Origin of the sequence: Kitasatospora sp. NPDC058048 (assembly GCF_042885555.1) — a bacterium.
Classification (GTDB): Bacteria; Actinomycetota; Actinomycetes; order Streptomycetales; family Streptomycetaceae; genus Kitasatospora; species Kitasatospora lactacystinica.
Map to the genome: position 1 here is coordinate 1 of NZ_JBHVRT010000046.1, position 26910 is coordinate 26910.

21 protein-coding genes are annotated in these 26910 nt (G+C 74.8%); 7 read left to right on the forward strand and 14 right to left on the reverse strand.

Annotated elements, in window-relative coordinates; translation table 11 throughout:
• Positions 1–159: 159 nt before the first annotated feature.
• The 3 genes from ACFVVA_RS34875 to ACFVVA_RS34885 all read right to left on the reverse strand — a co-directional run bounded on the left by ACFVVA_RS34875 (position 160) and on the right by ACFVVA_RS34885 (position 2152).
• Positions 160–792, reverse strand: a complete 633-nt coding sequence (locus ACFVVA_RS34875) for a DUF305 domain-containing protein (RefSeq protein ID WP_387694796.1) — start codon at positions 790–792, stop codon at positions 160–162.
• A 125-nt stretch (positions 793–917) separates the two neighbouring features.
• On the reverse strand, positions 918–1583 hold the full coding sequence (locus ACFVVA_RS34880) for a DUF3105 domain-containing protein (protein WP_359908032.1): 666 nt from the start codon (positions 1581–1583) through the stop codon (positions 918–920).
• Positions 1584–1684: 101 nt separating this feature from the next.
• Entirely contained in the window at positions 1685–2152 is a 468-nt protein-coding gene (locus ACFVVA_RS34885) for a hypothetical protein (protein ID WP_387694749.1), read from the reverse strand.
• A gap of 388 nt (positions 2153–2540) precedes the next feature.
• On the opposite strand from ACFVVA_RS34885, the gene ACFVVA_RS34890 reads away from it, so the two are divergent.
• Entirely contained in the window at positions 2541–4352 is a 1812-nt protein-coding gene (locus tag ACFVVA_RS34890) for a hypothetical protein (protein ID WP_387694750.1), read from the forward strand.
• A gap of 537 nt (positions 4353–4889) precedes the next feature.
• On the opposite strand, the gene ACFVVA_RS34895 is transcribed toward ACFVVA_RS34890, so the two are convergent.
• The 4 genes from ACFVVA_RS34895 to ACFVVA_RS34910 all read right to left on the reverse strand — a co-directional run bounded on the left by ACFVVA_RS34895 (position 4890) and on the right by ACFVVA_RS34910 (position 9078).
• Positions 4890–5489: a TetR/AcrR family transcriptional regulator gene (locus ACFVVA_RS34895; protein WP_387694751.1), complete on the reverse strand. Its 600-nt coding sequence runs from the start codon at positions 5487–5489 to the stop codon at positions 4890–4892.
• Positions 5490–5565: 76 nt separating this feature from the next.
• Complete coding sequence (locus tag ACFVVA_RS34900) at positions 5566–6615, reverse strand: agmatine/peptidylarginine deiminase (protein WP_387694752.1); 1050 nt, start codon at positions 6613–6615, stop codon at positions 5566–5568.
• A 34-nt stretch (positions 6616–6649) separates the two neighbouring features.
• Positions 6650–8371 carry an urease subunit alpha gene (locus tag ACFVVA_RS34905; protein WP_387694753.1) on the reverse strand — a complete coding sequence of 574 codons (1722 nt, stop codon included), beginning with the start codon at positions 8369–8371 and terminating at the stop codon, positions 6650–6652.
• Positions 8368–9078 carry an urease subunit gamma gene (locus ACFVVA_RS34910; protein WP_387694754.1) on the reverse strand — a complete coding sequence of 237 codons (711 nt, stop codon included), beginning with the start codon at positions 9076–9078 and terminating at the stop codon, positions 8368–8370. The genes ACFVVA_RS34905 and ACFVVA_RS34910 overlap by 4 nt, the downstream gene beginning before the upstream one ends.
• A gap of 721 nt (positions 9079–9799) precedes the next feature.
• Between ACFVVA_RS34910 and ACFVVA_RS34915 the strand changes: the two genes are divergently transcribed.
• Both ACFVVA_RS34915 and ACFVVA_RS34920 read left to right on the forward strand, forming a co-directional pair.
• Positions 9800–10174, forward strand: coding sequence for an ATP-binding protein (locus ACFVVA_RS34915; RefSeq protein ID WP_380547894.1), 375 nt, complete (start codon positions 9800–9802; stop codon positions 10172–10174).
• A 443-nt stretch (positions 10175–10617) separates the two neighbouring features.
• A complete protein-coding gene (locus ACFVVA_RS34920; protein WP_387694755.1) occupies positions 10618–13047 on the forward strand; it encodes a SpoIIE family protein phosphatase in 2430 nt (809 codons plus the stop codon).
• Positions 13048–13111: 64 nt separating this feature from the next.
• Here ACFVVA_RS34920 and ACFVVA_RS34925 read toward each other — a convergent pair whose 3' ends face one another.
• The 5 genes from ACFVVA_RS34925 to ACFVVA_RS34945 form a co-directional block, all read right to left on the reverse strand.
• The gene (locus tag ACFVVA_RS34925) at positions 13112–14218 is read right to left on the reverse strand and encodes a DUF2637 domain-containing protein (protein ID WP_387694756.1); all 1107 of its coding nucleotides are present in this window, start codon (positions 14216–14218) and stop codon (positions 13112–13114) included.
• 214 nt (positions 14219–14432) lie between these two features.
• A complete protein-coding gene (locus ACFVVA_RS34930) occupies positions 14433–15356 on the reverse strand; it encodes a (2Fe-2S)-binding protein (protein ID WP_387694757.1) in 924 nt (307 codons plus the stop codon).
• 160 nt (positions 15357–15516) lie between these two features.
• Positions 15517–16359 carry a hypothetical protein gene (locus ACFVVA_RS34935; protein ID WP_387694758.1) on the reverse strand — a complete coding sequence of 281 codons (843 nt, stop codon included), beginning with the start codon at positions 16357–16359 and terminating at the stop codon, positions 15517–15519.
• Between the two features lie 275 nt (positions 16360–16634).
• Positions 16635–17483, reverse strand: coding sequence for a hypothetical protein (locus ACFVVA_RS34940; protein ID WP_387694759.1), 849 nt, complete (start codon positions 17481–17483; stop codon positions 16635–16637).
• Between the two features lie 174 nt (positions 17484–17657).
• Complete coding sequence (locus ACFVVA_RS34945; protein ID WP_359908002.1) at positions 17658–18275, reverse strand: nucleotidyltransferase family protein; 618 nt, start codon at positions 18273–18275, stop codon at positions 17658–17660.
• Between the two features lie 130 nt (positions 18276–18405).
• Between ACFVVA_RS34945 and moaA the strand changes: the two genes are divergently transcribed.
• From moaA to ACFVVA_RS34960, 3 genes are all read left to right on the forward strand, one after another.
• The gene (gene moaA, locus ACFVVA_RS34950) at positions 18406–19425 is read left to right on the forward strand and encodes a GTP 3',8-cyclase MoaA (protein ID WP_387694760.1); all 1020 of its coding nucleotides are present in this window, start codon (positions 18406–18408) and stop codon (positions 19423–19425) included.
• A gap of 141 nt (positions 19426–19566) precedes the next feature.
• Positions 19567–20337: an HNH endonuclease family protein gene (locus ACFVVA_RS34955; RefSeq protein WP_387694761.1), complete on the forward strand. Its 771-nt coding sequence runs from the start codon at positions 19567–19569 to the stop codon at positions 20335–20337.
• A gap of 70 nt (positions 20338–20407) precedes the next feature.
• Positions 20408–21973, forward strand: coding sequence for an alpha/beta hydrolase (locus ACFVVA_RS34960; RefSeq protein ID WP_387694762.1), 1566 nt, complete (start codon positions 20408–20410; stop codon positions 21971–21973).
• Between the two features lie 91 nt (positions 21974–22064).
• On the opposite strand, the gene ACFVVA_RS34965 is transcribed toward ACFVVA_RS34960, so the two are convergent.
• Together ACFVVA_RS34965 and ACFVVA_RS34970 are read right to left on the reverse strand one after the other, a co-directional pair.
• The gene (locus ACFVVA_RS34965) at positions 22065–24497 is read right to left on the reverse strand and encodes a glycosyltransferase family 39 protein (RefSeq protein WP_387694763.1); all 2433 of its coding nucleotides are present in this window, start codon (positions 24495–24497) and stop codon (positions 22065–22067) included.
• A 71-nt stretch (positions 24498–24568) separates the two neighbouring features.
• On the reverse strand, positions 24569–25690 hold the full coding sequence (locus ACFVVA_RS34970; protein WP_387694764.1) for an alpha/beta hydrolase: 1122 nt from the start codon (positions 25688–25690) through the stop codon (positions 24569–24571).
• Between the two features lie 150 nt (positions 25691–25840).
• Here ACFVVA_RS34970 and ACFVVA_RS34975 point away from each other — a divergent pair, with 150 nt between their 5' ends.
• Complete coding sequence (locus ACFVVA_RS34975) at positions 25841–26770, forward strand: hypothetical protein (protein ID WP_387694765.1); 930 nt, start codon at positions 25841–25843, stop codon at positions 26768–26770.
• Positions 26771–26910: the final 140 nt, after the last annotated feature.

A 26910-nucleotide genomic window follows, 5' to 3' on the forward strand; every position in this document is an offset into this window, starting at 1 on the left:
CGGCGGGGACGGTACGGGACCGTCCCCGCCGGCGCCCCGGCCGTCCGGGGACACGCGGAACCTGCGGGGCGTACAGGACGTACGGGACCTGTGGGACCCGGGGACACCCGGACCCGAGGGACACGTACGAGCCGCAGGGCGAGCCCGCGGAACGAGCACTCAGGAGGCGGGCACGCCGGGCTCGGCGCCGCGCTCCTTGAGCATGTCGGTCATCAGCTGGAGCTCGGAGGTCTGGGCGACCACCATCGACTGCGCGAGCCGCTTCTCGGCATCGTTCCGGGCCTTGTCGACGTAGCCCTGGGCCATCTCGACGCCGCCCTTGTGGTGCTCGATCATCAGCTGGAGGTAGTACACCTCGGCGTCCCGCCCGCTGAGCGTGCGCAGCTTCGCGATCTGGGTGTTGGTGGCCATGCCCGGCATCAGCGAACCGTCGTGGGCCTGGTACTCGTGGCCCATCTTCATCCACGCCATCGGCGTGGCGGTCGAGTGCTGGGGCAGCCCCCACTGGTCGAGCCAGCCCATCATCATCCCGCGCTGGTTGGCCTGGGTGTTGATGATGTCGAAGGCCAGGGTGCGGGTCGGCTCGTCGGCGGTGCGGTCCCGGACGACGAACGACAGGTCCACGGCCTGCTGGTGGTGGGTCGCCATGTCGCGGGCGAACCCGGCCTCGGGGGAGTCGTTCGCGGGGACGGACAGCGTGGACGAGCCGGACGCCGAGGTCCCGCTCGCCACCAGGGCCGGCACCCCGAGCGCCAGCGCCACCGTGGCGGCCAGCGCGGCCGGCCACCACATGCGGCGGCGGCGCGGGGCCCCCACTTCCTGGACGCCGTCCGCCGCGGCGTCCACGGCGTCCACGGCGTCCACGGCGCCCGCGCTGTCCGCCGTCACGGCTTCGCCGGGGCGGCCCGCGTCGGCGGTCACATCTGCCCCATGGTGCAGGAGGCGCCCGGCTCCTGGGTCTGCTTGCCCTGGACGTACTTGGTGAAGAACTGCTCCACCCGCGGGTCGCTGGCGCTGTCCACGGTCAGCTGGGTGCTCCAGGCGTTCAGGGTGATGGTGCCCTGCTCGTCCGGGTACGGGCTCATCAGCGAGTACGGGGTCTTCTTGACCCGGTCGGAGAGGGTCTTGACGTCGTCCGGCGTGGCCTTGCCGTTGTACGTCACCCAGACGGCGCCGTGCTCCAGCGAGTGGACGGCGCGCTCGTTCTCGACCGGCTGGTCGTAGACGTGGCCCATGCAGTCCAGCCAGATCGCGTTGTGGTCGCCGCCGACCGGCGGGGTCATCGGGTAGGTGACCTTGTCCTTGACGTGGGTGCGGCTCAGCTCGCCGAAGGTCTTCACGCCAGGGATGTCCGCGTTGGCGGCGGTCTCCTTGTCCTTCTTCTTCTGGTTCTGGTCCATGACGATCCAGGTGCCGGTGGCGATCGCACCGATCACCAGCACGCCGGCCGCCACCGAGGCGACGATCTTGTTGCGGCGGTCGCGGCGCTGCTCGGCGGCGCGCAGCTCGGCGATCCGGGCGCGGCGGTCGAGGCCGTCCTGCTTGCCGCCGGGCTTGTTGGACTGCTTGGAGGCGGAACCCATGGTGGTCGTCCTTGTCCCCGCCGCACCGGTCGGTGGCGGCGGTCAGCTGGTGTGAGAGGAGAAACGGATCCGTCGGCGGCTGCGCCGGCGGTGGGTTCCACTCAGGACCGGTGGACCTGGAGTTCGTGCAGATCGGGCACCGGGTGCGCGCCGTCGAGCAGACCGGTGGGCACCACCCGGGGCAGCGCCTCGGGCGCGGCCGGGGTCAGCGGTGACACGGCGGGTTGCGGCTGCGGCGGCGGGTTCGGCAGCTGGGCGTCCTGCGAGCAGTACGGATGGCTGGAGCAGCCGTTGTTGCGCGGCGGCTGGCCGTCGGCGGTGCAGAGGATCCAGTGCCCCTGCTCCTCGGCCGTCCGGTGGTGGTCCGAGGACTTCGCGGACTCGGTGACCTTCGCGGCGTGACCGGTGTAGGAGGAGTGCCCGGTGGCGACCTGGACACTGACCACGCTGACGACGGTGACGGCGCTGACCGGGGCCGCGTGCGGCGCCGGTTGGCCGGAGCCGTCCACCGCCTTCGACTGGCCCGCGCAGGGCAGCAGCGTCAACAGCGTGACGAGCAGCAGGACCAACAGCCCACCTGCCGGGCGGCCCGCGGATGCGGCCCTCCCCGGTCGGGGCGAACTGGGGGCCGACGCGGTCATGCGCACATTTAATCAGCCGAACGAGTGATGCGATGCCCCCCATCGGCCCTCATTTTCGGGGGCCCGCACACCCGGATGGCCAGGAAACGCCCTGCTCCGGACACATCCGGCAAGCACGGACGGAACGGGAGCGGACGACCGGGCGACGCCACCGCGGACGGCCCGGTGAACCGCCTGGTGAGCGCGGTGGCCGGGATGTTCCGGTGGGTGACCGGTTGTCGCCGAAACCCGGACAGGGTCGTCGCAGGTGGAGAACAATGTCGTCAGCCCGGCCCGCCGGGGGCGGCGCGACCACGGAACGACCAGGAGCCGCCAGATGAGCAAGCAGGGTGCACCCGCACAGCCGCACCGGCCGGACGACGGTTGGTGGGACGCCGTCTACGACGGCCCGACGGGCACCCTCCCGGACACCCCGCACGCCGACCCGGGGGACGGCAGCGTGGACGACTGGTTCGACACGGCGGCCGGGCTCATCGGGCAGCAGCGCTCGGCGGAACCGGAACCGGAACCGGAACCGGAGCCCGAGCCGGAGTTCGAGCCGGAGGCGGACGCGGCCGTAGCGGCTTGCGGGGAGCCCGACGGCGCGGCGGGTTCTGAGGGCTCGGAGCGCTCGGCGGGCCGGGACAGCATCGACGACTGGTTCGACACCGCGGTCGGCGTGATCGGCGGAGCAGAGGGGATCGGGCGTCAGCGGACCTCTCCGGAGACCCACCGGTTCCCGGCCCCCGACTTCGCCGACGACGCACCGAGGGCGGCGCGCACGCAGGATCCGGAACCCGCACCCGATCCGGAACCCGAACCGGAACCGGAACCGGCACCCGAGCTCGACCCCGAGCCGGAACCCGAGCAGGTCCCGGACCCGGACCCGGTCTCGCTGGAGAAGCCCACCCCGCCGCCGGCCCCCGAACCGGCGCCGCCCGCCCCCGAACCGGCGCAGCCGAACCCCGTACCCGCCGTTGCCGAGCAGCCCGAGCACCCCGAGGAACCGGTGCCGCTGGTGGAGGCGGAGAAGTCCGAGCCGCCCGCCCCCGCCTCCGCCTCCGCCTCCGCTCCCGCTCCCGCTCCCGCTCCCGCTCCCGCTCCCGCTCCCGCTCCCGCTCCCGAGCCCGAACCCGTCCACGCCTCGGAACCCGACCCGGAGCCCGTGGCCCAGACCGCCGCCGTCCCCGACCCCCGCCTGGCCGTCCGCGCACCGCTCGCCGACGGCGGCGCCGCGGTCCCGCACGTCGGCGAGCGCCCCCCGACCTACGGACCCGAGCCGACGGCCGTACCCGAGGCGGACCCGAACGCACTGCGCGCGCTCGTCCCGGACACGGTGCTGGACGGCGCCCAGTACGGTCCGTCCGTCCTGCGCGCCGCCTCCGTTCGGGGCGACTCCGCGCGCTACCGGGGTGAGCCGCGCCGCGACTCCCTGCTGGTCACCCGGTTCGGCGAGGGCCCGGACGGGCTGCTGCTCGCGGTCCTCGGCGGCTTCGACCGTACGGGCGGAGCCGCGGAGGAGGAGACGGTCACCCCGGGGGCGATCGCGGCCGCGAGCGGGGAGGCGTGCCACCAGCTCGCCGCCGCGATCGGGCGCAGCCGGGCCGGCCTGGCCGCGGACCTGCGCGACGGTGCCCGCGACCGGCTCCGCTACGGCCTTCAGCGCCTGGCCACCGGTGCGGCCGCCCCGCTGCGCGCCCTGGCGCCGCAGCCGGAGGGGGACGACACCCCGTCCCCGGCGTCGTTGCACTGCCTGATGGTGTCGCTGGACCCGGAGGCCGGCTACCGCGCGGCCTTCGGCGTCGGTCCGGGCGGGCTCTACCTGCTGCGCTCGGGCCACTGGATCGATGCCTACGCGGCCCGGCTGCTGCACCACCCGGACGGTCAGCCGCCGCTCCCCGAGGGCCCGGTGCCCGGCCCGCGCCCGTTCCGCTTCCGGCTCGTCCCCGCGACGCCGGGCGACATCCTCCTCCTGTGCACCCCGGGCCTCGCCCGGCCCATCGCCGACGAGCCGGCCGTCGCGCACTTCCTCTCCACCCACTGGGCCCACCCCCACCCGCCGGGCACCGTCGATTTCCTCCGCCAGGTCCAGGTCCGCGCCAAGGGCTACGCCGACGACCGCACGGCCGCCGCCATCTGGACCGAGTGACCCCGCACCACCCCCCGACCCCAACCCGCCCGAAGACCCAATCCGGCCCCACCCCCGCCCCGCGCGCGAGAAGTCGACCCGGCCGACTTCTCGCGCGCCGGATGCGCGTGCGCAGGCACCACGGCACCGGCCGCGCCGGGGCCGAGTCTGTAGACCGGTCTGCATATTCTCTGCTCGCCCGACCGAGGTGGTGCGCAGGAAGTCGGCCGGGTCGACTTCCTGTGCGCGGGGCTGCCCCAGGGGCCTCTTCGATGGCCGCCGGGCCGGCTGACCGACTGGGCTTGTGCGCGAGAAGTCGGTCTGTCCGACTTCTCGCGCACGCGTGGGGGCGCATGCGTCGGCTGTGCTCCCGTTAAATCTGTAGACCGGTCTGCATATTCTCTGCTCGCTCCATCGAGGTGGTGCGCAGGAAGTCGGCCTGATCGACTTCCTGTGCGCGGGGCTGCCCCCGAGCCTCTTCGATGGCCGCCCGGCCGGCTGGCCGGCCGGGCTTGTGCGTGAGAAGTCGGCCAGGCCGACTTCTCGCGCGGGCAGGGTTCAGGTGCGCAGGAGGATGCCGGTGACGGCGGTGGCCTGGGTGAGGGCAGCGGGGCGGTGGGCGTCGGGGAGGCCGATGGCGATGGGGACGGCGAGGCCGTCGAGCAGGGCGCGGATCTGCAGGGCGCGGTCGGCGGCGGGGCCGGGAGTGAAGTGGCCGGCGGCGGCGCCCTCCTCGATGAGGGCGACCAGGTCGGCCTGCCAGGGGGCCTCGATCTCCTGCTGGCCCTGGCGGATCTCGGCGCTCGCGGGGGAGCGGCCCCACACCTCGACCCAGAGGATCCAGCGCGGGTCGCCCGCGCCCTCCGGCAGGTAGAGGCGCAGGTAGGCGTCGAGGCGCTGCCAGGGGTCGAGGGTGCGGTCGGCGAGGGCCTCGCGGCGGCGGGCGCCGAGCTGCTCCTCGCTCCAGCGCAGGGTTTCCAGCAGCAGCTGGTCCTTGCTGCCGAAGTAGTAGAGCAGGTGCCCGGCACTCATCTGGAGCTGCTTGCCGAGCCCGGCCATGGTGAGTCCGGCGAGCCCGTGTTCGGCGATCGCGGCCCGGGCAGTGGCGAAGACCTCCTCGCGGGGGCGGGCCGGCCGGCGCGGGCGGGGGTCGGCCATGTGCGGGTCTCCTCGGTGGAACGGGGCTTCGGAAGCCGTCCGGGCGGGGGCGCGGGGCCCCCGCCCGGACGGGGCGTCAGAGCGCCTTCGGCTGCTGCTGGGTGATGCAGTGGATGCCGCCGCCGTTCGCGAAGATCTCGCGGGCGTCGACGAGTTCGACGGTGCGGCCCGGGTAGGCCTCGGCGAGGATGGCGGCGGCCTCCTGGTCGCGCGGGTCGTCGAAGGCGCACAGGACGACCGCGCCGTTGGCCACGTAGTGGTTGATGTAGGAGTAGTCGACCGGCTCGCCGTCCTCGTCCAGCAGGACGGTGGGGGCGGGCAGTTCGACGACCTCCAGCGGCCGGCCCCGGGCGTCGGTCGAGGCGCGCAGCACGGCGACCAGTTCGCGGCAGACCTCGTGGTCCGGGTGCGAGGGGTCGGGCTGGACGTGGGCGACCACGACGCCGGGGCGCACGAAGGAGGCGACGATGTCGATGTGTCCGCGGGTGCCGAACTCGTCGTAGTCGCGGGTGAGTCCGCGCGGCAGCCAGATCGCCTTGGTGGTGCCGAGGAAGGCGTGCAGCTCGGCCTCGACCTCCTCCTTGGTCCAGTCGGCGTTGCGGCCCTCGCCGAGCTGGACGGTCTCGGTGACCAGCACCGTTCCGTCGCCGTCGACGTGGATGCCGCCGCCCTCGTTGATCAGCCGGGAGGCGAAGCGCTGCACCCCGGTCAGCTCGCCGATGTGCTCGGCGATGTGCTGGTCCTTGTCCCAGCGGGCCCAGGACTGCGCGCCCCAGCCGTTGAAGATCCAGTCGGCGGCGGCCAGCGAGCCCTTGCCGTCGATCAGGAAGGACGGGCCGATGTCGCGCATCCACGCGTCGTTCAGCGGGCGCTCGACGATGTCGACCCGCTCGGAGACGTACTTGCGGGCCTCCTCGGTCTCACCGGTGTTGACGATCAGCGTCACCGGCTCGTACCCGACGATGGTGTCGGCGACGGCGGCCCAGGCCTGGCGGGCGGCGTGCAGCTGCTCGGGGCCGTCGAAGGTGGGGTTGGTGGTGGGGAAGGCCATCCAGGTCCGCTCGTGCGGGTGCCACTCGGCGGGCATCCGGTAGCCGAGGGCGGCGGGCGTGGGGGTGGTCATCATCGAGTCCTCAAGAGTCTGGGGCCTTGGCGGGGGGTCAGAGGAAGTAGAGGCGGCTGAGCGAGACGCTGTCCGCGGGTTCGGAGCGCAGCGGCGAGCCGTCGAGCGAGACCAGCCCGGTCTCGGTGACCTCGACGTGGCCGATGCGGGTGTTGCGCACCATGTCGCGCGGTCCGATGCCGCGGGTGCCCCGGACGCCGACTCTGCGGCGGCGGGTGGGCAGCCCGTCGGCGGCCCGGTCGAGGTACGCGCCGTCGGCGGCGGCCTGGGCCACGAAGGCCACCGAGATGTCGGCGGCGGTCGCGCCGTGGGCGCCGAACTGCGGCCCCAGGACGAGCGGTTCGCAGCGGTCGGTGGAGGCGTTGGGGTCGCCGGTGACGCCGTACGCGGGGAATCCGGCCTTGAGGACCAGCTGCGGCTTGGCGCCGAAGTGGTCCGGGCGCCACAGCACGATGTCGGCGAGCTTGCCGATCTCGATGGAGCCGACCTCGTGGGAGAGGCCGTGGGCGATGGCCGGGTTGATGGTGAGCTTGGCGATGTAGCGCAGCACGCGCTCGTTGTCGTCGCCGCTCTCCGTCGTGCCGTACGAGCCGGTGCCGTCGAGCGGGCCGAGTTCGGCCTTCATCTTGCCGGCCATGGCGAAGGTGCGGCGCACCGTCTCGCCGGCCCGGCCCATGCCCTGGGCGTCGGAGGAGGTGATGCCGATGACCCCGAGGTCGTGCAGGACGTCCTCGGCGCCCATGGTGCCGGCCCGGATGCGGTCGCGGGCCATCGCGGCGTCGCCGGGCAGGTCGACCTTGAGGTCGTGCGCGGAGACGATCATGCCGAAGTGTTCGCCGAGGGCGTCGCGGCCGAACGGCAGCGTCGGGTTGGTGGAGGAGCCGATGACGTTCGGCACGCCGGCCATCTTGAGTACGTTGGGGACGTGTCCGCCGCCGCAGCCCTCGATGTGGAAGGCGTGGATGGTCCGGCCCTCCAGCACCTTCAGGGTGTCCTCGACCGACAGGCACTCGTTCAACCCGTCGGTGTGCAGGGCGACCTGGACGTCGTACTCCTCGGCGACCCGCAGCGCCGTGTCCAGGGCGCGGGTGTGCGCGCCCATGTCCTCGTGCACCTTGAAGCCGGACGCCCCGCCCTCGGCCAGCGCCTCGATCAGCGGGGCCTCGTCGGAGGACGAACCGCGGCCCAGGAAGCCGATGTTGACGGGCCAGGCGTCGAACGCGTTGAAGGCGTGGCGCAGCGCCCAGGGCGAGTTGACGCCGACGCCCCAGACCGGGCCGAACTCCTGGCCGATGACGGTGGTGACGCCGGAGGCCAGCGAGGCCTCCATGATCCGCGGCGAGAGCAGGTGGACGTGGGTGTCGACGGCGCCGGCGGTGGCGATCATGCCCTCGCCGGAGACGATCGTGGTGCCGGTGCCGACGACCACGTCCACGCCGTCCAGGGTGTCCGGGTTGCCGGCCCGCCCGATCGAGGCGATCCGGCCGCCGATCAGGCCGATCGAGGTCTTGCGGATGCCCTGGATCGCGTCGATCACCAGCACGTTGCTGATCACGACGTCGCAGGTGTCCCGGACCGCGGCGGGCTTGAGGTGCAGGCCGTCGCGGGCGGTCTTGCCGAAGCCGGCCAGGAACTCGTCGCCGGGCGCCTGGGAGTCGGACTCCACGCGGACGATCAGTCCGCTGTCGCCGAGCCGGACCCGGTCCCCGGCGCGTGGGCCGTGCACCGAGATGTAGTCGTGCGGGGTGATGGACGTCACGACTCGACCTCCGCGTCGTCGAAGTGGGTGAGGTAGCCGGTGGCGCGGGCCTTCGCCAGGGCGGCCTCCTTCGCGCCGGGCGCGTCCAGCGGGCCGTCCACGAGCCCCGCGAAACCGATCGCGACCCGCCCGCCGCCGATCGGTACCAGGCCGACCTCGACGGTGGCGCCGGGGTCGAAGCGCACCGAGGAGCCGGCCGGCACGGCCAGGTGGGTGCCGTAGGCGGCGGCGCGGTCGAAGGCCAGCCGCGGGTTGGCCTCGAAGAAGTGGAAGTGCGAGGTGACCGAGATCGGTACCGCGGAGGTGTTGTGCACGGGGAGCAGCAGCGTCTCCTCGATCGGGTCGTAGCCGGCTCCGTCGCCGATCAGCGTGCCGCCGGGGGCCTCGTCGCCGAGGGAGCCGGCGCCCTTGAACGGGTCGTTGACGACGGCGAGGCGGGTGCCGTCCTCGAAGACGGCCTCGACCTGGACGACGGTGACCACGTCCGGCACGCCGGGCAGGACGTCGTCGGCGGTCAGCACGGAGCGGCCGGCTTCGATGGCCTCGGCCAGGCGCCGGCCGTCGCGGGCGGCCTCGCAGACGGCGTCCGCGATGAGGGCGGTGGCCTCGGGGATGTTGAGGCGCACGCCCCGGGCGCGGCGGGCGCGGGCCAGCTCGGCTGCTGTGAAGATCAGCAGCCGGTCCCGCTCGGTGGGGGTCAGTCGCACGGTTCCTCGCTCGCGGTCGCCGGGGAGGGGGTCGGCTCGGGGGTCTGGGGGCCGCCAGGGGCAATGTTAGAACGTCGTTCAAACATCTCGGGTCATTGAACCCGCACCGGGCCGCCCTGTCCAGCGTTGCCGCTCCGCGGGGGTTCGGCTTGCTGGGCGGGGGATGGGGGTGAGGGACGGGACGGGGGCGGCGGGCCGGGAGGGTCCGCGGACCGCCGCCCGGACCCGCCGCCCGGACCCGCCGCCCGGACCCGCCGCCCGGGTCGGCGCCCGGGTCGGCGCGCGGCGGTGGCGGGGCGGGGGCGCGCGGTCGGGCGCACGGTCCGTACGGGCGCCGGGTGTGCGCGGGATCGGGTGATGGCGCCCTCGAAAATCGCCTCTGCGCTTCGCAAACCTGTCCGGCGCGGGCAGTTGGATCACGCGAACCACCCCGTGCCCCTTTCACCCCACGTGATCGGACGCACACTGTTGCAAACGCCGTCAACTGGGCATGAGGATGAGTGGTCAGAACGAGGGGGCCACCCGGCCGGCGGGGGATCCGGAGGCGGGGGCCCGGATTTCAGGGCGGGGGCATGGGTTGATGGACGGTCAGTCGCGATTCCCGCGGCAGCGGACGAGTTCCGGCGACGCCTACCGGTCCGGGCCGGTCCAGGGGCCGACCGGCAGCGCCGGGACGACCCTGCCGGGTGCACCGGCTCCGGGTTGTGCCCTGCACCGGCGGTTGCACCTCACGCTCGACCCGGCGGACCTCGTCGGGGTGGGCGCGGTCCGGCGGCGGCTGCGTTCGGCGCTGAGCCACTGGGGGGTGCCGGAGCTGTCCGACACCGCCGAGCTGCTCTCCTCCGAGCTGGTCACCAACGCGCTGCTGCACACGGGCAAGGGCGCGGTGTTCGACGCGGTGCTCGACTCGGACCACCGGCTGCGGATCGAGGTGCAGGACGGCACCAGCAGACTTCCCGGGCGCCGCCGCGATCCGGAGGCCGAGTACGCGACCTCGGGGCGCGGCCTGCTGCTGGTGGAGGCGCTCGCGGACTCCTGGGGCGTACAGCTGCGCGGCGACGGCAAGGTCACCTGGTTCGAACTCGCCACGCCCTGATCCCGGCCCCGGCGCCGGCACAGTCTCTCGGCATCGGCACCGGCATCGGCACCGGCATCGGCGCCGGTCTCGGTCTCGGCGTCGGCGCGGCCACGGCCCGACGGCCCCGGGCCTGTCACCGGGCCCGTCACCGGGGTCGCCGCCAGGGTCGCTACCGGGCCCGCCGCCGGGGTCGTACGATTGTTCGCCGTCGATTGATTCGCTGTCGAAGGAAGCCCGGAACAGAAGGCGGAACGGAAGGTTTCCGGCCCGTTGGCATTGCCGCTCGGCCGAACATTGGCCAGGATGGTGGGAATGTGTGTCCACGTGCGGGAAGCAGCGGGGAGACCGAACCTCGACTGGCCACCGTCCGTCGCACCGTCCTATCCAGCACGACCCATCACACCGCCATGCGGCCCGTCCGGACGGTCGGCGCGGTCCGCCACGGCAGCGGCAGGAGCAGCATGCCCACTGAGCCCGAGTCGCCGGGGCCGGCACTTCCTCCCGGCGCGGCGCCCGCCGTCGAGCCGCGAACCGTGGAACCGCGAAGCGTGGAGCCGCGCACCGCCGACCCGAGAGCCGCCAGGCCGCGAGCGGTCGGACAGCGGGCCGTCGAGCCGCGCGTCGCCGAGCAGCCGGGCGCCCCGGAGCCGCGCACTGCCGGGCAGCCCGTCGCCGGCGCCACCACCACCGGGACCGGCCGGGCCCGGCCGCCCGCCCAGTCCACGCGCCGCGGCTCCGCGGTGCGCCCGTCGCCGAGCCTCGCCGCCGCCCGGCTGGCGCCCGTGCTGTCGGGCGGACTGCCGCCGTCCTCCGCGGACACCATGCCGGACTGGCTGGAGCCCGCGATGGCGGCCAACGGCATCGGCTCCTTCGACTGGGACATCCGCCGCGACGTCCTGGAGGGCGACCAGCGGGCCTGCACGATCGTCGGACTGGACGTCCTGGAGCAGGGTCGCTTCGACCGCACCGCCGCCTCCTTCCTGGCCCTGCTGCACCCCGAGGACGCGCCCGTGGTGCGCCGCCGGGTCGAGCGCGCGGTGGCCGAGCTGGGCCAGTGCGGCGCCTACTACCGCACGGTCGGGGCGAAGGGCGGCATGCGCGCGGTGCGCTTCCGCGGCCGGGTGCTCGCCGACGCCTTCGGCCGGGCCTCCCGGATGGTCGGCTTCGTCTGGGACGCCACCGTCGAGCTGCACAAGCGGGACCACGCCGACCGGATGGCCCTGCTGCGCGAGGACCGCTCCCGGTTCATCAAGGAGGCGGCGCGCGCCCTCTCCGAAGCCGTCACCGTGCGTGACGTGGCCCGGGTGTTCACCGAGCTGCCGCTGCCCGGGCTGCCGCCGGACGGCCTGGTGCTGGCCTCCTTCGAGGCCGGCCGGGCGCAGATCCTCGGGGCCTCCGGCTACCGCGCCGACACGCTGGCGGTCTGGGACCGCACCGTGCTGCCGCCCGGGCACCCGGCGGCCGAGGCGCTGCGCCACCGTACGCCGGTCTTCGTCTCGACCCGCGAGGAGTTCCGCGAGGGCTACCCCGAGGTGTGGGAGCCGACCAGCCGCACCGGCCGGGGTTCCTGGGCGTACCTGCCGCTGGTGGCCAGCGGCCGGGCGATCGGCGTGTGCGTGGTCAGCTTCGACGACGAGCGCGAGCTCGACGCGGACGAGCGCACCCTGCTCACCACCCTGGGCGGGCTGGTCGCCCAGTCGCTGGCCAGGGCCCGGCTGCACGACGCCGAGCACGAGCTGGCGGCCGGCCTCCAGCGGGTGATGCTGCCGCGCACCGTCCCGTCCGTTCCGGGCGTGACCACGGCGGTGCGCTACCTCGCGGCCGGCTCCGGCCTCCAGATCGGCGGCGACTGGTACGACGTGGTGCCGCTGCCCGGTGGACACGTCGGCCTGGTGATCGGCGACGTCCAGGGGCACGACGTGCACGCCGCCGGGATCATGGGCCAGCTGCGGATCGCGCTGCGGGCCTACGCTGCCGAGGGCCACCCGCCCGCCGCCGTGATGGCCCGTGCCTCGCGCTTCCTCGCCGATCTCGACACCGACCACTTCGCGACCTGCGCCTACGCCGAGGTCAACGTGGACTACGGCGTGGTCTACGCCGTCCGGGCCGGCCACCTCGACCCGGTGGTGCGCCGCGCGGACGGCACCGCCGCCGTGGTGCCGGTGGCCGGCGGGCTGCCGCTGGGCATCGACCCGGACCAGGAGTACCGGGTCACCCGGTTCAGCCTGGACCCGGGCGAGACCGTGCTGCTCTGCACGGACGGCCTGGTCGAGGCGCGCGGCATGGACCTGGACGAGGGCGTCGCCCGGCTCACCCGGGCGCTCGCCCGCCCGCTGCCGGACGCCGCGCAGGCCGCCCGCGACCCGCTGGAGGAGCTGGCCGACCGGATCGCCTCCCAGGCCGCCGACTCCAGCGAGCGCGAGGACGACATAGCGCTGCTGCTCCTGCGCTGGGACGGCCCGGCCGGCGGCCTGACCGCCCAGCAGCTGCGCCGCCGGATCGGCCAGGCCGACCTGGCGCGGGTGGCCGAGGTGCGGGCCGAGCTGCGCGACGCGCTGCGCCGCTGGGGCGTGGCCGAGTTCATCGACACCGCCGAGCTGCTCTCCTCCGAGCTGGTCACCAACGCCATCCGGCACACCGACCGGGACGCCATGTTCACCGCCCGGCTCTACCGGGAGCCGGAGGCGGACGGCGGCCGGGCCCGGCTGCGGGTCGAGGTGGAGGACGAGTCGGACCTCTGGCCGACCCGCCGGACGCCGGGGGAGCAGGCCTCCTCCGGGCGCGGGCTGATGCTGGTGGAGGCGCTCGCGGACTCCTGGGGTGTGGAGCCGCGCGGCACCGGCAAGCGGATGTGGTTCGAACTCAGCGGGACGGCGGCGGCAGCGGCCTGACCCCCCGTCCGGTTCCGGCTCCCCGGGGAGGCGGCGCGCCGCCCGGGGGCCGGGCCCGAGGGGATCAGCCGAACTGCTGCTCCAGGTCCTTCAGTTTGCGTTCCAGCGAGTCCAGCCGGGGCAGGGTGACGGTGTCCTCCTCCATGGTGAGGTCGATGGTGCGCCGCTCCGGACGCGCCGGCAGGCCCGGCTGGACGACCGCGCCCTCGGCCGGCTCCACCTCGCGCGGCGCGGCGGCCCGCTCCATCCCGGGACGCTCGGCCCGGACCCGCTCCGCGGCGGCCCGTTCCACCCCGGGACGCCCCGCGCCGGGGGCCACGGCGGCCACGGCGGGCTCCGGGCCGGACTCCAGCCGCCGTGCCGTCGCACCGCCGACGCGCCGCCAGGCGCTGTTGGAGCGGTTGATCGCCCGGATCTCGGCCCGTTCCCGGCGCCCCGCCAGCTTGCGGCGCTGCTTCTCTACGGTGCGCTCCCGCCTGTCCTCGCGCACCTCGTCGACCGCCTCGTCCAGGCTGCGGACGTTCTCCAGCAGCATCAGCGACCAGGCCGCGTAGGTCTCGCGCGGGGCGCGCAGCCAGCGGACGATGCGGATCTGCGGCAGCGGGCGGGGGACCAGGCCCTGTTCGCGCAGCGCGGCCCGGCGGGTCTGCTTGAGCGCCCGGTCGAAGAGGATCGCCGCCGAGAGGGACATGCCGGAGAAGAACTGCGGGGCGCCGGCGTGGGTCAGTCCGCGCGGGGCGTGCACCCAGTTGAACCAGGCCGAGGCGCCGGCGAAGAGCCAGACGAGCAGCCGGGAGCCGAGCGCCGCGTCGCCGTGGCTGGCCTCGCGGACGGCGAGTACCGAGCAGAACATCGCGGCGCCGTCGAGCCCGAACGGGACGAGGTACTCCCAGCCGCCGGACAGGCCGAGGTTCTGTACGCCGAAGCCGACCAGGCCGTGGAAGGAGAGCGCGGCCGCGACGCCGGCGCAGCAGAACAACAGGGTGTAGGAGGCGCCGCCGTACAGGGATTCCTTGCGGCGGCGCCGTTCCTCGGAACGTTCCCAGGAATCGGGGCCGGCGGTGGAGGAGGTGGCCCCCCGGCTGCGGAGCAGGGCCGCCAGGAGTGCGCTGACCAGCAGCCCCACGACCGCGGTGATCGCCCATCCGAGCGGTATGTCGGACAATTTCATCGCCGGAACCGGCCTCGCTTTCCTGCGTCGCTTTTCTGCGCCGTGATGGCGGGGACCATCATGGCGGATTTCGCGCGGAGGAATGGCCGATTCGCCGTCAATGCGCTGAGGAGAGGGATTTCTGACCCGGTGACCATCGCATGGTCATAGGAATGCGACGTGGGTTTTTCCAGGAATGGCGGGCTTTTCGAACCCGATGTCGAACGGCTTTTCGTCAACGCCGCGTGACGCGCGGGCAGCCGCCGCACATGTCCCTCGGATCGGCGGTGTAGACGAGGCAGCAGCTGGCCCGGGACCGGTCCGGGGGCGGGGCGCCCTCCGCTCCGGGCGCCGGGGGCGCGAAACCGGCGCCCGGGGTGAAGGGGGCCGGGGCCGGGGCGGGACGGTCGTCCGCGCCGGGCGTGCGCGCGGGGTCGAGGGCCCCGCCGGGCGCCAGCAGCGCGGTCAGTTCGGTGCGCGCCCGCTCCTGCTCCCCGAGCAGCCCGCCCGCGTACCAGAGCCCCTCCACCACCGCGTCGGTCGCCATCGCCCAGAGCACCCGGGGTCCGCGCCGGGCCTCCGGGCCGAAGGCGGTGAGCACCGGGGCCAGGAAGGCGCCCAGGGCGGACCGCAGGGCGGCGGCCAGCGCCGGCTCGTCCGGCACCGTCCGGGCCTGCCCGGAGCCGGCCGCCCGGTCCTCCGGCAGGCAGGCGAACTCCGCCGCGCGGACGGTCAGTTCGACCGCGTCGGGGCGCCTGCGCAGCGCGACGTCCCGCAGGGCGAGCAGCGGGACGCGCCGCTCCAGGAACCACGGCAGCGTGAACAGCAGCGAGACCGGCCAGACGAAGCGGTGCAGTCCGAAGCCGGCCGCGACGTCCGGGCGCAGCGGCTGCCCGTAGCGGGTGAGGCCCCGCCGGGCGTCGTGGGCGATCAGCTCGCGCACCGCCTCGGGGCGGGTGGTGAGGTCGGCGGCGGGCAGCCAGCCGTCGCGGCGCCGGGGCGGGGCGCAGCGCACCGTCAGAACGGGGGTGAGTCCGGACAGCCGGTGGTACGAGGGGGCGCCCGGGGTGGTGGAAGCGGGGGCGGGGACGGCGGTGCGCGTCCCGGTGGTGCGGGGGACCCGCGGCGTGGGGCCGGGCCGGGTGCTGCTCGCGGTCATGGGCGGCCCCATCGGGTCGACCGGGGCGCCCATGGTCCGCCCGGCGGTGCCCGGCGGCACGGGCCCGTCGGACGCGGCCGGACCGGGGCATGGCGGTGCCCGGGGAACGGCAAGGCGACCTGGCCGGGGTACTGCTCCCCCCGGCCAGGTTAGCCTCACCTTAGCTGATTGTTCCTCCGGTCTCGCTCGCGATGCGCCCGTCCGAGGGAGGCCCCGGCGCGCGGGAGGCGGCCAACTGGCGCGCGAGCCAGACCGGCACCCCGCCCAGGCCGGCCACCAGCCGGGCAGCCTCGGCCCGCAGCCGCGCGGCCTCGGGCGGCTCGGACACCTCGGCGAGCGCCGCGAGCGCCGGCGCCACCCCCACCGTGAAGCCGAGTTGCTCGCGCAGCCGCAGAGAGGCCTCGAAGCCCTCCCGGGCGTTCCCGCGGTCCCCGCGCGAGAGCGCCAGCGCGGCCAGGTGCCGCCAGGTGTACGAGCGCAGCAGTTCGTCCCCGCGCTCGCCGGCGCCCTCGTGCGCCCGGCGATAGGCGATCCACGCGGCGCTGCGGTCGCGCAGCAGGTTCTCGGCCACCAGTCCGCGCCGGAAGTCCAGCAGCGGGCGGCCCGGGGCGTCCGGCGGCAGCAGCGCCGAGGTGCGGCCGAGGGCGGCCTGCGCCTCGTCCAGCCGGTCCCGTGGGCCGAGCACGCTCGCCACGTACGCGAGGAAGCCGCGGGCGCAGGCGGCGGCCGCGCGCTGCTCGGTGCCGGAGGCCAGTGCCTCCGCCAGGCGCAGCGCCTGTTCCGCCTGGGTCCAGTGCGCCGCGGTGAACAGGCACTGCTCGATGAGGAGTTCGGCCCGCCCCAGGGCCGCTTCCGGGTCGTGCTCGGCGGGCGGCCGCAGCAGTTCGGCGGCCTCCTGCCAGCACCCCCGGGACCTCAGCCGCCACACGGTGTCGCCCGGCTCCTCCGCTGCCGCCCGCCCCCGCTCCTCCGGGCCGCTCGGGTTCCATCCGTGCTCCGACAACGCCACCTCCTTGTGTGCGCCATCCGGCAAGCGCGCGGACCTGCCCCTGAGGCCCTGCCGCCACGACCCGCACGCATGGCGACGACAGGGCGAAAGGCCCGCGCTGTGGCCGCAATTCAACACGGGGGTGAGCTTGTGCACCAGATCACGAGCGAAGGTTGTTGCTTTTGGAGGAAAAATGATCTAGGGGTGCGCACGGGAGGAGACGCCGGAGGAGACACGGGAGGGGGAGGTGGGGGCGGAGGTGGGGGCGGCCCGGCGGGCCGCCCGGTGGGTCAGGAGGTCCAGCCGGTCTCCATCAGGGCCTCGGCGGCGCCGTTCGCGGGCTGCGGCACACCCGCCAGGTCCAGGCTGAACAGGGCGACCAGCAGCTGTTCGCCGCGCACGGTGGCCTGGTGCGAATAACCCGCGAGGGTGAACATCGCGGCGGCCATCTCCTCGGCGTGCAGGGTCTGCAGCCAGAGGCACTCGACCGACTTCACGTCGGCGGGCTCGGTCCAGGTGTCCACCTGGGCGACCATCCGGCCGCCGAGCAGGGTGACCCCGTCGCGCTCCTGGGCCTCGGTCAGCTCCAGGTCGTCGAAGCCCAGCCACTCCAGGTAGCGGGCGGCGGTGAACACCGCGTCCTGCGAGGTGCGCACCGGATGGGGGCGGAACGGCGCGCGGTGGCGGAACGGGCGGGGGCGGCCGGCCGAGGGAGGTGCGGGCGGGGCCGGGGCGGGCGCGTTCATCGGGTGGGCCGGGTACGGGCGGGCGGCCTGCGGGCCGGGGGCGGCGAGCGGGGCGGCCGTGCCGCCGCCCAGCCGGGTGGCGCGGTCCACCGGCAGCCGGACGGTCGCGCCGCAGTTGCAGGTGAACTCGGGCTGCGGCCACTGGTCGGAGCGGCCGCAGTGCGGGCAGCGCATGCTCAGCCAGGAGTCCTCCCAGGACCGGAAGCGCACCTGCACCGGCACCCCGCCGCGCAGCAGCGGCACCTTGAGCGAGGCCCCGCACGGGCAGGGCAGGGAGGGCGGTTCGTAGAGGTGCTCGCGGCGGCAGGCGGGGCAGCGGATCGCCCGGGCGCCACCGCCCGGCCCCGGCCGCGTGGGGTCGTGTCCGGTGAAGTCGTCGGGCAGTCCGGCCATCGCGGGCTCCGTCCGTCGGGGGCGGGTGGGTGGGACGTTTCCCATGCTCCCCGAAATGTCCGGCGCCGGGCGCGGAATGAGGCAATCCTCAGGGACGGATCAGGGAATCCTGCCCGCTCGGGTGGGGGCGGAATCCTCCCCGAGGGGGATGTCCGGCGGGCCGGACCGGGACGTTCACCCGGCGGACCAGCGGGCCAGGTCGGCGGGGGTGTCGAGGTCGTCCGGGGCGGCGACGTCGGCGCACTCGACCAGGACGAGCTCCGCCGCGTGCGCCGTCAGCAGGGCGCGGGCCCCGGCGTCGCCGCGGGCGCCCGCCGCCGCCTCGGCGAAGTGCCGGGCGCCGATCAGCACCGGGTGCCCGCGCCGCCCGCCGTAGGCCGCCGCGGCCAGTTCGGCGCCCGCCCGGTGGGCGGCCAGCAGCCGGGCCACCGCGGCCGGGGTGACGCCCGGGGTGTCCACCAGCATCACCAGCGCCGCCGTGGCGTGCGGCGGCAGGGCGGCCAGGCCGGCCCGCAGCGAGGAGCCCATGCCCTGCGCCCAGTCCGGATTGCCGACCAGCCGGCAGCCCGGCAGGTGCGCGGTGGCCCGCACCCGCCCGCCCTGCGCGCCCAGCACCACCGTGACGTCCGCGCAGCCGCCCGCCCGGACCACCGCCACCGCGTGCTCCACCAGCGGCCGGCCCCCGTACCGGAGCAGGGCCTTGGGCCGCCCGCCCAGGCGCCGCCCGCCCCCGGCGGCCAGGACCAGGGCGGCGACCGGGCCCGGCCCGGCGGGTGTCGGCGCAGTCTGCATGGGGCCAGCCTGCCCGGTCGGGGCCGGGGCGCGCATTGTGGGAAGCCACAAGGGGAAGCCGCGCGCGGCGGCCGCGGCCCGGCGGTTCGGCCGCTGGCCGGGCCTGGCCCGGGCCCCCTGTACTGGGGCGATGAACACCGCACCCCCACCCGTACCCGGGGCCGCGCCCCGCCCGCTGGTGGACCGCTTCGGCCGGGTCCACACCGATCTGCGGGTGTCGTTGACCGATCGCTGCAACCTGCGCTGCACGTACTGCATGCCGGCGGAGGGGCCCGCCTGGCTCGCGCGTGCCGAGGTGCTGGGGGACGACGAGGTCGTGCGGCTGGTGCGGATCGCGGTGGAGCGGCTGGGGGTGCGCTCGGTGCGGCTGACGGGCGGGGAGCCGCTGCTGCGGCGGGGGCTGACCGGGCTGGTCGGGCGGATCGCGGCGCTGGGCGTGGAGTTGTCGCTGACGACGAACGGGATCGGGCTGGCGCGTACGGCCGCCGGGCTGCGGGAGGCGGGGCTGGGGCGGGTGAACGTCAGCCTGGACACGCTGCGCCCGGAGCGTTTCGCGGCGATCACCCGGCGGGACCGCATCGGTGACGTGCTCGCGGGGCTGGCGGCGGCGAAGGCGGCCGGGCTGGGGCCGGTGAAGGTGAACGCGGTGCCGGTGCGCGGGGTGAACGACGACGAGATCGTGGAGCTGACCGCCTTCGCCCTCGCGCACGGGTACCGGATGCGCTTCATCGAGTCGATGCCGCTGGACGCGCAAGGCGCCTGGGAACGCTCGGCGATGGTGACGGCGGAGGAGATCCTGGAGTGCCTGGGGGAGCGGTTCGACCTCCGGCCGGTCGGCCGGCCCGGAAACGCCCCGGCGGAGGAGTGGCGGATCGCCGGCACGGACGCGGTCGTGGGGGTGATCGCCTCCGTCACCCGGCCGTTCTGCGGTGGCTGCGACCGGGTGCGGCTGACCGCCGACGGGCAGCTGCGCGCCTGTCTGTTCGCGACCGAGGAGTCGGACCTGCGGGCACTGCTGCGCGGTGGGGCGGACGACGCGGCGATCGAGGCGGCCTGGCGGGTGGCGGTGGCGGGCAAGGGGCCCGGGCACGCCATCGGCAGCGCGCGGTTCGTCCGGCCCGACCGTCCGATGTCGGCCATCGGCGGCTGAACGCCCCGGTGGGGCGGGGCGGCATGAGCGGGTGTGAGCTTCGACATGCTCCGGGCCGGCCCGTGGCGTCGGCTTGACCTGCTCTCGGGGTGCTGATCTGCTGGTTCGCCGTCACCCCGCCCCCGATCCCGGGAGTTCTCCGTGCCCGCCCGCCGCACCACCCTGTCCGCCGCCACCGTGTTCCTGATATGCGCGCTCGCGCTGGTCGGCTGGCTGATCGGCGGCCGCGACCACAAGTCGACCGGCCCCAAGCCCGGTGGCGGCGCTGTCGCCGGGGCCACCGGCACCAGCCCGCTGCAGAACCCGGACGGCACCAAGCCCGGCCTGGCGCCGCTGACCACCCCCGAGGACCGGAAGGCCGGCCGGGACGTCATCGCCAAGGTCGCCACCGCCGCCGTCGGCACCAAGGACGGCTACGACCGCAACGAGTTCGGCCCCGCCTGGACGGACAACGTCGACGGCGTCCCGTTCGGCGGCAACAAGTGCGACACCCGCAACGACCTGCTCGCCCGGGACGGCACCGGCGTCGAGCACAAGGACGGCTCGGACTGCACGGTCACCGCGATGACCATCTGGGACCCGTACACCGGCAAGAGCGTCCAGTGGACCAAGCAGCAGGCCTCCAAGATCCAGATCGACCACGTGATGCCGCTCTCCTACGACTGGCAGATGGGCGCCAGCAAGTGGGACAAGGCCAAGCGCGTCCAGATCGCCAACGACCCGCTCAACCTGATCCCCGCCGACGGCTCGCAGAACGCCTCCAAGGGCGACTCCGGCCCGGCCACCTGGCTGCCCGCCGACACCGGGATCCGCTGCTCCTACGCGGTGCGCTTCGCCCAGGTCTCGCTGAAGTACCAGCTGCCCGTCACCGACGCCGACAAGAAGGCCATGCTCCAGCAGTGCGACGGCTGACGGACCGTTGACCCCGGCCGGGGGCGGGTGCGATGTGCTTCGGACGCAGGTCGGATGGTATTCGTGGGCGGTGCCCCCGATCACTTCCCGGTTCCCCCGCTCGTCCGGGCGCGCCGTGCCCGCCCTCGCCGCCGTCCTCGCCCTCGCGCTGTCGAGCGGCTGCACGGGCGGCGCCGCCCGGCCTCCGCTGGACGAGCGGGTCGCCGCCACCGCGACACCTGCCCTGCGCGCGCTCTACGACCAGCACATCGACTGGCAGCCCTGCCCCGGCGACGACGGCACCGACCCGGACACGGCCGTCGTGCGGTGCGCCACCCTCAAGGTGCCGCTGGACTACGCCGATCCGGGCGGCCGCACCATCGACGTCGCTGTCACCGAAGTGCCCGCCGCGGACCGCGAGCACCGGCTCGGGGCCCTGCTGCTCAACCCCGGAGGGCCCGGAAACTCCGGTGTCAAGATGGTCCGTTGGGGCTGGAAGAACTATCAGGGGCCGCTGCACGACCGCTACGACCTGGTCGGCTTCGACCCGCGCGGCACCGGCGACACCGTCCCGGTCCAGTGCCTGGACGACACCACGCGCGACGAGTGGGACGCCACCGACGACCCGGACTACGGCCGCGGCCGGGTCCTCGCCGAGGCCTGCGAGGCCCGGCACGCCGACCTGCTCCCGCACCTCGGCACCCGCGACACCGCCCGCGACCTCGACGTGCTGCGCGGCGCCCTCGGCGAACGCCGCCTGGACTTCCTCGGCTTCTCCTACGGCACCCACCTCGGCGCCCGCTACGCCGAGGAGTTCCCCGAGCGCACCGGCCGGCTCGTCCTCGACGGCGCCGTCGAGCACGGCGTCCCCACCGCCCGGCTCGGCATCGAACAGGCCGTCGCCGCCGAGGACGGGTTCCGGGCCTTCGCCGCCGACTGCGCCACCGAGGACGGGGACTCCTGCCCGTTCGGCCCCGACCCGGCCGCCGCCCCGCAGCGCCTCGCCCGCTTCCTCGACGGCCTGCGCGAGCACCCGCTGCGCACCGCCGACGGCCGTACGCTCACCGCCGCGCTCGGCTGGGGCGCCGTCCTGGACGCGCTCGCCGACGGCCACCAGTCCTGGTCCGGGCTGCGCGACGCCATCGACCCGGCCGTCACCCGGGGCGAGGCGGAGAGCCTGCTCGCCCTCGCCGACAGCGTCTACGGACGCGGCGAGGACGGCCGCTACCAGAGCGTGGCCGACGCCTTCGCCGCCATCTCCTGCGCGGACGGTCCGCCGCCGCCCACCGACGCGGAACTGCGCCCGGCCCTCGCCGAACTCGCCGCCCGCGCCCCGCTGACCACCGGGCACGACCCGACGGGCACCCTGCTCGTCCCGGACTGCCGGGCCTGGCCGTACCGCTCGCCCGAGGTGCCGCAGCCCGTCCGGGCGCAGGGCAGCGCGCCGGTCCTGGTGATCGGCTCCACCGGCGACCCGGTCACCCCGTACGCCTGGGCGCAGCGGCTGGCCGGCGGGCTGGAGCACGGCGTGCTGCTCACCCGGGACGGCGACGGGCACATGGCCTACTACCGGAGCAGCTGCGTCCGGGACGCGGTGGCCGCCTACCTGGTGGACGGACGGCTGCCGGAGGCGGGCACCCACTGCGCGACCGACTGAGGACGGGCGGCCGGGGACGACGGAAGGGGACGACGGAAGGGGGCGCGCCGCGCGAACGCGGCACGCCCCCTCCGGGGTTGCGGGCCCACCGTCAGGAGGTGGGGGCCGTCAGGTCGTAGAAGGTGGTCGAGCCGATGGTCTTCGCGGTGAAGTGGGCGGTCACCCAGGACGCGATCCGGGCGGACTCGTTCTGCTGCCCGCCCTCGTCGCCGCCCGCGCCGCCGAAGCCGCGGTGGGAGCCGCCGGCGCCGATGAACCAGTGCACCTTGCCCTCCTGGACGTACGTCCGGAAGCCGTCCAGGGTCAGTGAGGGGTCGGTGCCGTTGAAGCCGCCGAGGGCCATCACCGGTTCGCCGGTGGCGAGTTGGTAGCCGGCGGCGGTCTGCGAGCCGACCGTGGCGGCCGCCCAGGTGTAGTGGTCGGCGTTCTCCTTCAGCATGGCGGCGACCTCGTCGGTCACCTTGGGGCCGTCGAGCAGGCCGCCCATGCCGCCGGGGGGCGGGCCGCCGGCCGTGCCGCTGCCGGGGAGGCCTCCGGGGACGCCGGTGCCCGTGCCCTCGGGGGCCTGCGCACCGGGGAAGCCGTTGCCGCTGCCGTTGCCGGTGCCGTTGCCGCGCTCGTGGCGGCCGTTGCCGTGGTCGGTGCCCGCCCCCGCGCCGCTGCCCGGGAAGCCCTGCCCGCCGGGGAAGCCCGGCTGGCCGTTCTGACCGTTCTGGCCGCCCGGGAAGCCCTGGCCGAAGCCGCGCCCGTTGCCGCCGCCCGGGAAGCCCTTGCCGCCCTTGCGACCCGTGCCGCCCGGTCCGAACGCGCCGTCCACGCCCGGCCCGGCGGTCACGATCGAGCCGGTGTGCGGGGTGTTCACGGTGTCCACCGCGTACGCCGCCGGACCCCCGAGCGCCGCCGCCAGGCCCACCAGGCCCGCCACCGAGGCGATCCGCGCGCCGGTCCGGCCGGAGAACCGCCCGGCCGGCGACCCGGCGACCGGCGAGCCGACGACCAGCGGACCGGCGGCCAGCGCCGCCGCCGCGAGCAGCCCGCCAACCAGCACCGCCCAGCGCAGCCACGGCACGAAGTCCGGGCTGCGGCCGAGCAGCACGAACGCCCAGACCGCCGTCACCGCGAGCGTTCCGGCCAGCACCAGCGCCCAGGGCAGCCGGTGCCGGGCCCGCCACAGGCCGTCCACGCCCATGCCGACCAGCGCCGCGACGGCCGGGGCCAGCGCCACCGTGTAGTACTGGTGGAAGATCCCGGACATGAAGCTGAAGATCAGCGCGGTGGAGAGCAGCCAGCCGCCCCAGACCAGGAAGGCCGCGCGGGCGGTGTCGGTGCGGGCGTAGCGGCGGGTCGCCCAGAGCGCGGCCACCAGCAGGATCAGCGCGGCCGGCAGCAGCCAGGCGATCTGCCCGCCGATGTCGGTGCCGAACATCCGGGTCAGCCCGGTCTGCCCCCAGCCGTGGCCGCCGCCGCGCATCGCACCGCCCGGCAGGTCGAGCCCGGCCGGCATCCGGGCGCCGCCGCCCACGCTGCCGGTCTCGTCGCCGTTGATCCGGCCGAGGCCGTTGTAGCCGAAGGTGAGCGAGAGGAAGCTGTTGTCCTGCGAACCGCCGACGTACGGGCGGGCCGAGGCGGGCAGCAGCTCGACGACCGCCACCCACCAGCCGCCGGCCACGACCATCGCCGCGCCCGAGAGCAGCAGCTGCCGCACCCGCCGCCACAGGCCGGTGGGCGCGACGACCAGGTAGATCACCGCGAACGCGGGCAGCACGAGGAAGGCCTGCAGGGTCTTGGTGAGGAAGGCGAGGCCGAACACCACCCCGGTGAACACCAGCCACCGGGTGCCCGCCGCCTCGACCGCGCGCACCAGCCCGTACGCGGCCAGCGTCAGCAGCAGCACCAGCAGCGCGTCCGGGTTGTTGAAGCGGAACATCAGCGCCGCGACCGGGGTGAGCGCCAGCGCGGCGCCCGCCAGCAGGCCGCCGAGCGGGGAGAAGCGGCGGCGCACCGTCGCGTACAGCACGCCGACGGTGGCCGCTCCCATCAGCGCCTGCGGGGCCAGCACCGACCACGAGGAGAGGCCGAAGAGCCGCGCCGACAGGGCCATCGGCCACAGCGAGGCCGGGGGCTTGTCGACGGTGATGAAGTTCGCCGCGTCCGAGGAGCCGAAGAAGAAGGCCTTCCAGCTCTGGGAGCCGGCCTGCACGGCGGCCGAGTAGAAGGAGTTGGCCCAGCCGGAGGCGCTCAGGCCCCACAGGTAGAGGACGGTGGTCGCGGCCAGCAGCGCCAGCAGGGCCGGGCGCACCCAGCGCGGGTCGTCCGCGCGCCCGCGCCAGGCGCGGGCCGGGAGGGTGCGCAGCCGGCCGGACCAGGACGCCGGACCCTTGGGGCCGGCGGGCGGCAGGGGCTGCTCGGGGAAGAGCGGCGCCGGGTCCGGCCGGGCCGGGCCGGGCGGCACCTCCGGTGGCGGGAAGTTCGCGGCCTCGGGCCACGGTTCGCCGGCCGGAGGGGAGTAGCTGCTCGTGGTCATGCGCCATACCGTCGGTGGCGTGCCTGAGAGAACCGTGAGACGGGGGTGTGAGGCGCGTGTGATCCGGAAAGTCAGGCGGACGGCGGTACGGCGAGGTGCTTGCCCAGCCACTCCAGGGCCGGGGGGATCTCCCGGGTCCAGGTGTGGAAGTTGTGGCCGGCGGTGTCCAGCGTGATGGAGGACATCGTGGTGGGGGCCTTGAAGGCCGCGATCATGGCCTTGGTCTCGTCGTAGTTGTTCTCGTCGTACGCGGTGGTCAGCAGCAGGTTGACCGGGGCGGGCGGCTGGTTCTTCAGCCGCCACAGCAGGTCGTTCTCCTGCTTCAGCCGGTCGTTGCCGCCGAACAGGTCGCCGGTGGTCGCGTCGTGGGCGGCGCTGTAGTAGCCGGAGAGCGCGACCGCCGAGCGGTAGGCGTCGGGCTTGCGCAGCGCGAACTTGAGCGCGCAGTAGCCGCCGGTGGAGTTGCCGATCACCGCCCGGCTGGCCGGGTCGGTGCCGATCCGGTACGTGGTGGCGAGGGCCTTGGGCAGGTCGCTGGTGAAGAAGGTCTCCACCTGGGGGCCGTTCGGCACGTCCACGCACTCGGTGTCCCGGTCGCCGACCAGGGTGGGGCGGGTCATCACCAGGACGGTCGGCGGCAGCTTCTTCTGCTCGATCGCGTTCAGCGTGGACGCCGGGTACTGCATCAGCGAGATCAGCTTCTCCGGGGTGCCCGGGTAGCCGGTGAGCACCAGGGCCATCGGGAAGCGCTGCTTCGCGTGCTCCGGCTGGAAGTACTGCGGCGGCAGGTAGACGTACGCCTCGGTGGTCAGACCGCTGCCGGCCCCTTTGACGTCGACCTTCTGGATCAGGCCGGAGCGCTCCGGGTCCGAGCCCTGGGCGGAGTAGAACTTCTGCTCGCCGGTGACGGCCACCCCGGAGGCGTTGGGCTGGTGGTCGACCACCGTGCCGAGCCCGCCGCTGGTGCCGAGCAGGTCGGTCCAGGAGCTGTAGAAGCCGAAGTAGCTGTTGGCGATCAGGCCCATCGCGGCCAGGACCGACACCTGGGTGGCGAGGAACGCGCCGATCCGGCCCAGCCACGCCTTCCAGCCCTTCCCGCCGAACCGCGGCCAGAGCCACATGGTGGCGGCGAAGACGGCGATCGCGAGGAGGGAGGCGATGATCTGGAGCGGGAGTCCGGTGAGACTGAGCACGAGCCCGATCGTAGTTGACCTCCGTGGAGGCCCCGGGGCGACCCCTTCCGATGATCGTCCTTATCGAGTTGACCCGGGTGGTTCGTGCTCGGCAGCATGTCGCCCCGACGCGTACGGGGAGTGCGCGGCGGATGACAGTGGGGTGGGGTTGTGAAGTCGATGCGGTTCGCGGGTTCTTCGGGTGGGGCGGGTCTGGCGGTCGGCGGGGTGCTGCTGCTCGCGGCCTGCTCCGGCGGGGGTGGTGGTGCCGCCGCGCCGAGCGCTTCGGCGACGGTCGTGCCGAGCGCCTCGGCGACGCCGTTCGGGACGACGCTCGCGCAGTCCCTGGAGCCGGTCGGCACCGGGCTGTCGAAGGTGGCCGCGGCGACGACCATGAAGGAGGTCGAGACCGCGCTCGCCATCGTGGAGTCCAATGCCGACCGAGCTGTCCGGAGCCTGAAGGCCGCCGGCGCACCGGACGGTGTCGACGCGGCGCGCACCGAACTGGTGACCGGACTGAACACGCTCTCCGCCGAGGCGCTGACGATCCGCACCGACCTCAACCTCAAGAAGTACTGCACCGTCGGCGTCATCCAGGCGCAGCTCGGCGGCGGCCAGGGACTGGTGGCGGTCCCCGCCGCGCTCGCGAAGCTGGCGACGGCCGGCCAGCCGGCCGCCCTCACCGTCCCGCAACTGCCCAAGCCGCAGCCGCAGCCGCGGGCCCAGGAGAACGGATTCCCGGTCCGCGACGGCGGGAACCGCGGCAAGGGGGAGCTGACCGTCACCAACAACGGGGACGTGGACGCCGTCGTCTCGGTCGTCCAGGACGGCCAGGCTGTGGCCTCGATGTACGTGGCCAAGGGGCGGAAGGCCACCATCGACGGCATCAAGTCGGGCTCGTACGCCTTCCACTACACCACCGGAGTGGACTGGGACGCCGACGTGAAGCAGTTCACCCAGGACTGCCGGTTCGTCAAGGTCGGTGACAAGCACGAGTTCGAGCCGTCCGGGACGACCTGGACCTTCAAGCTCCGCGCGGAGGGCGGCGAGGGCACCGGCAATGCTGCCTGGCTGACCGCGGCCACCGCCCCGCAGCCGTAGCCGCCGCGTAGCCCCTGCCCGTAACGGGCATACCGGGACGGGTCGTTGCCTTCGGATGGCACGACCCGTGCCGGGCAGTGGCGAGTTCGGTCACAATCCTTGACCTCTTGAAGTGGCCATGGCACTTTCGTGCGGCGCGG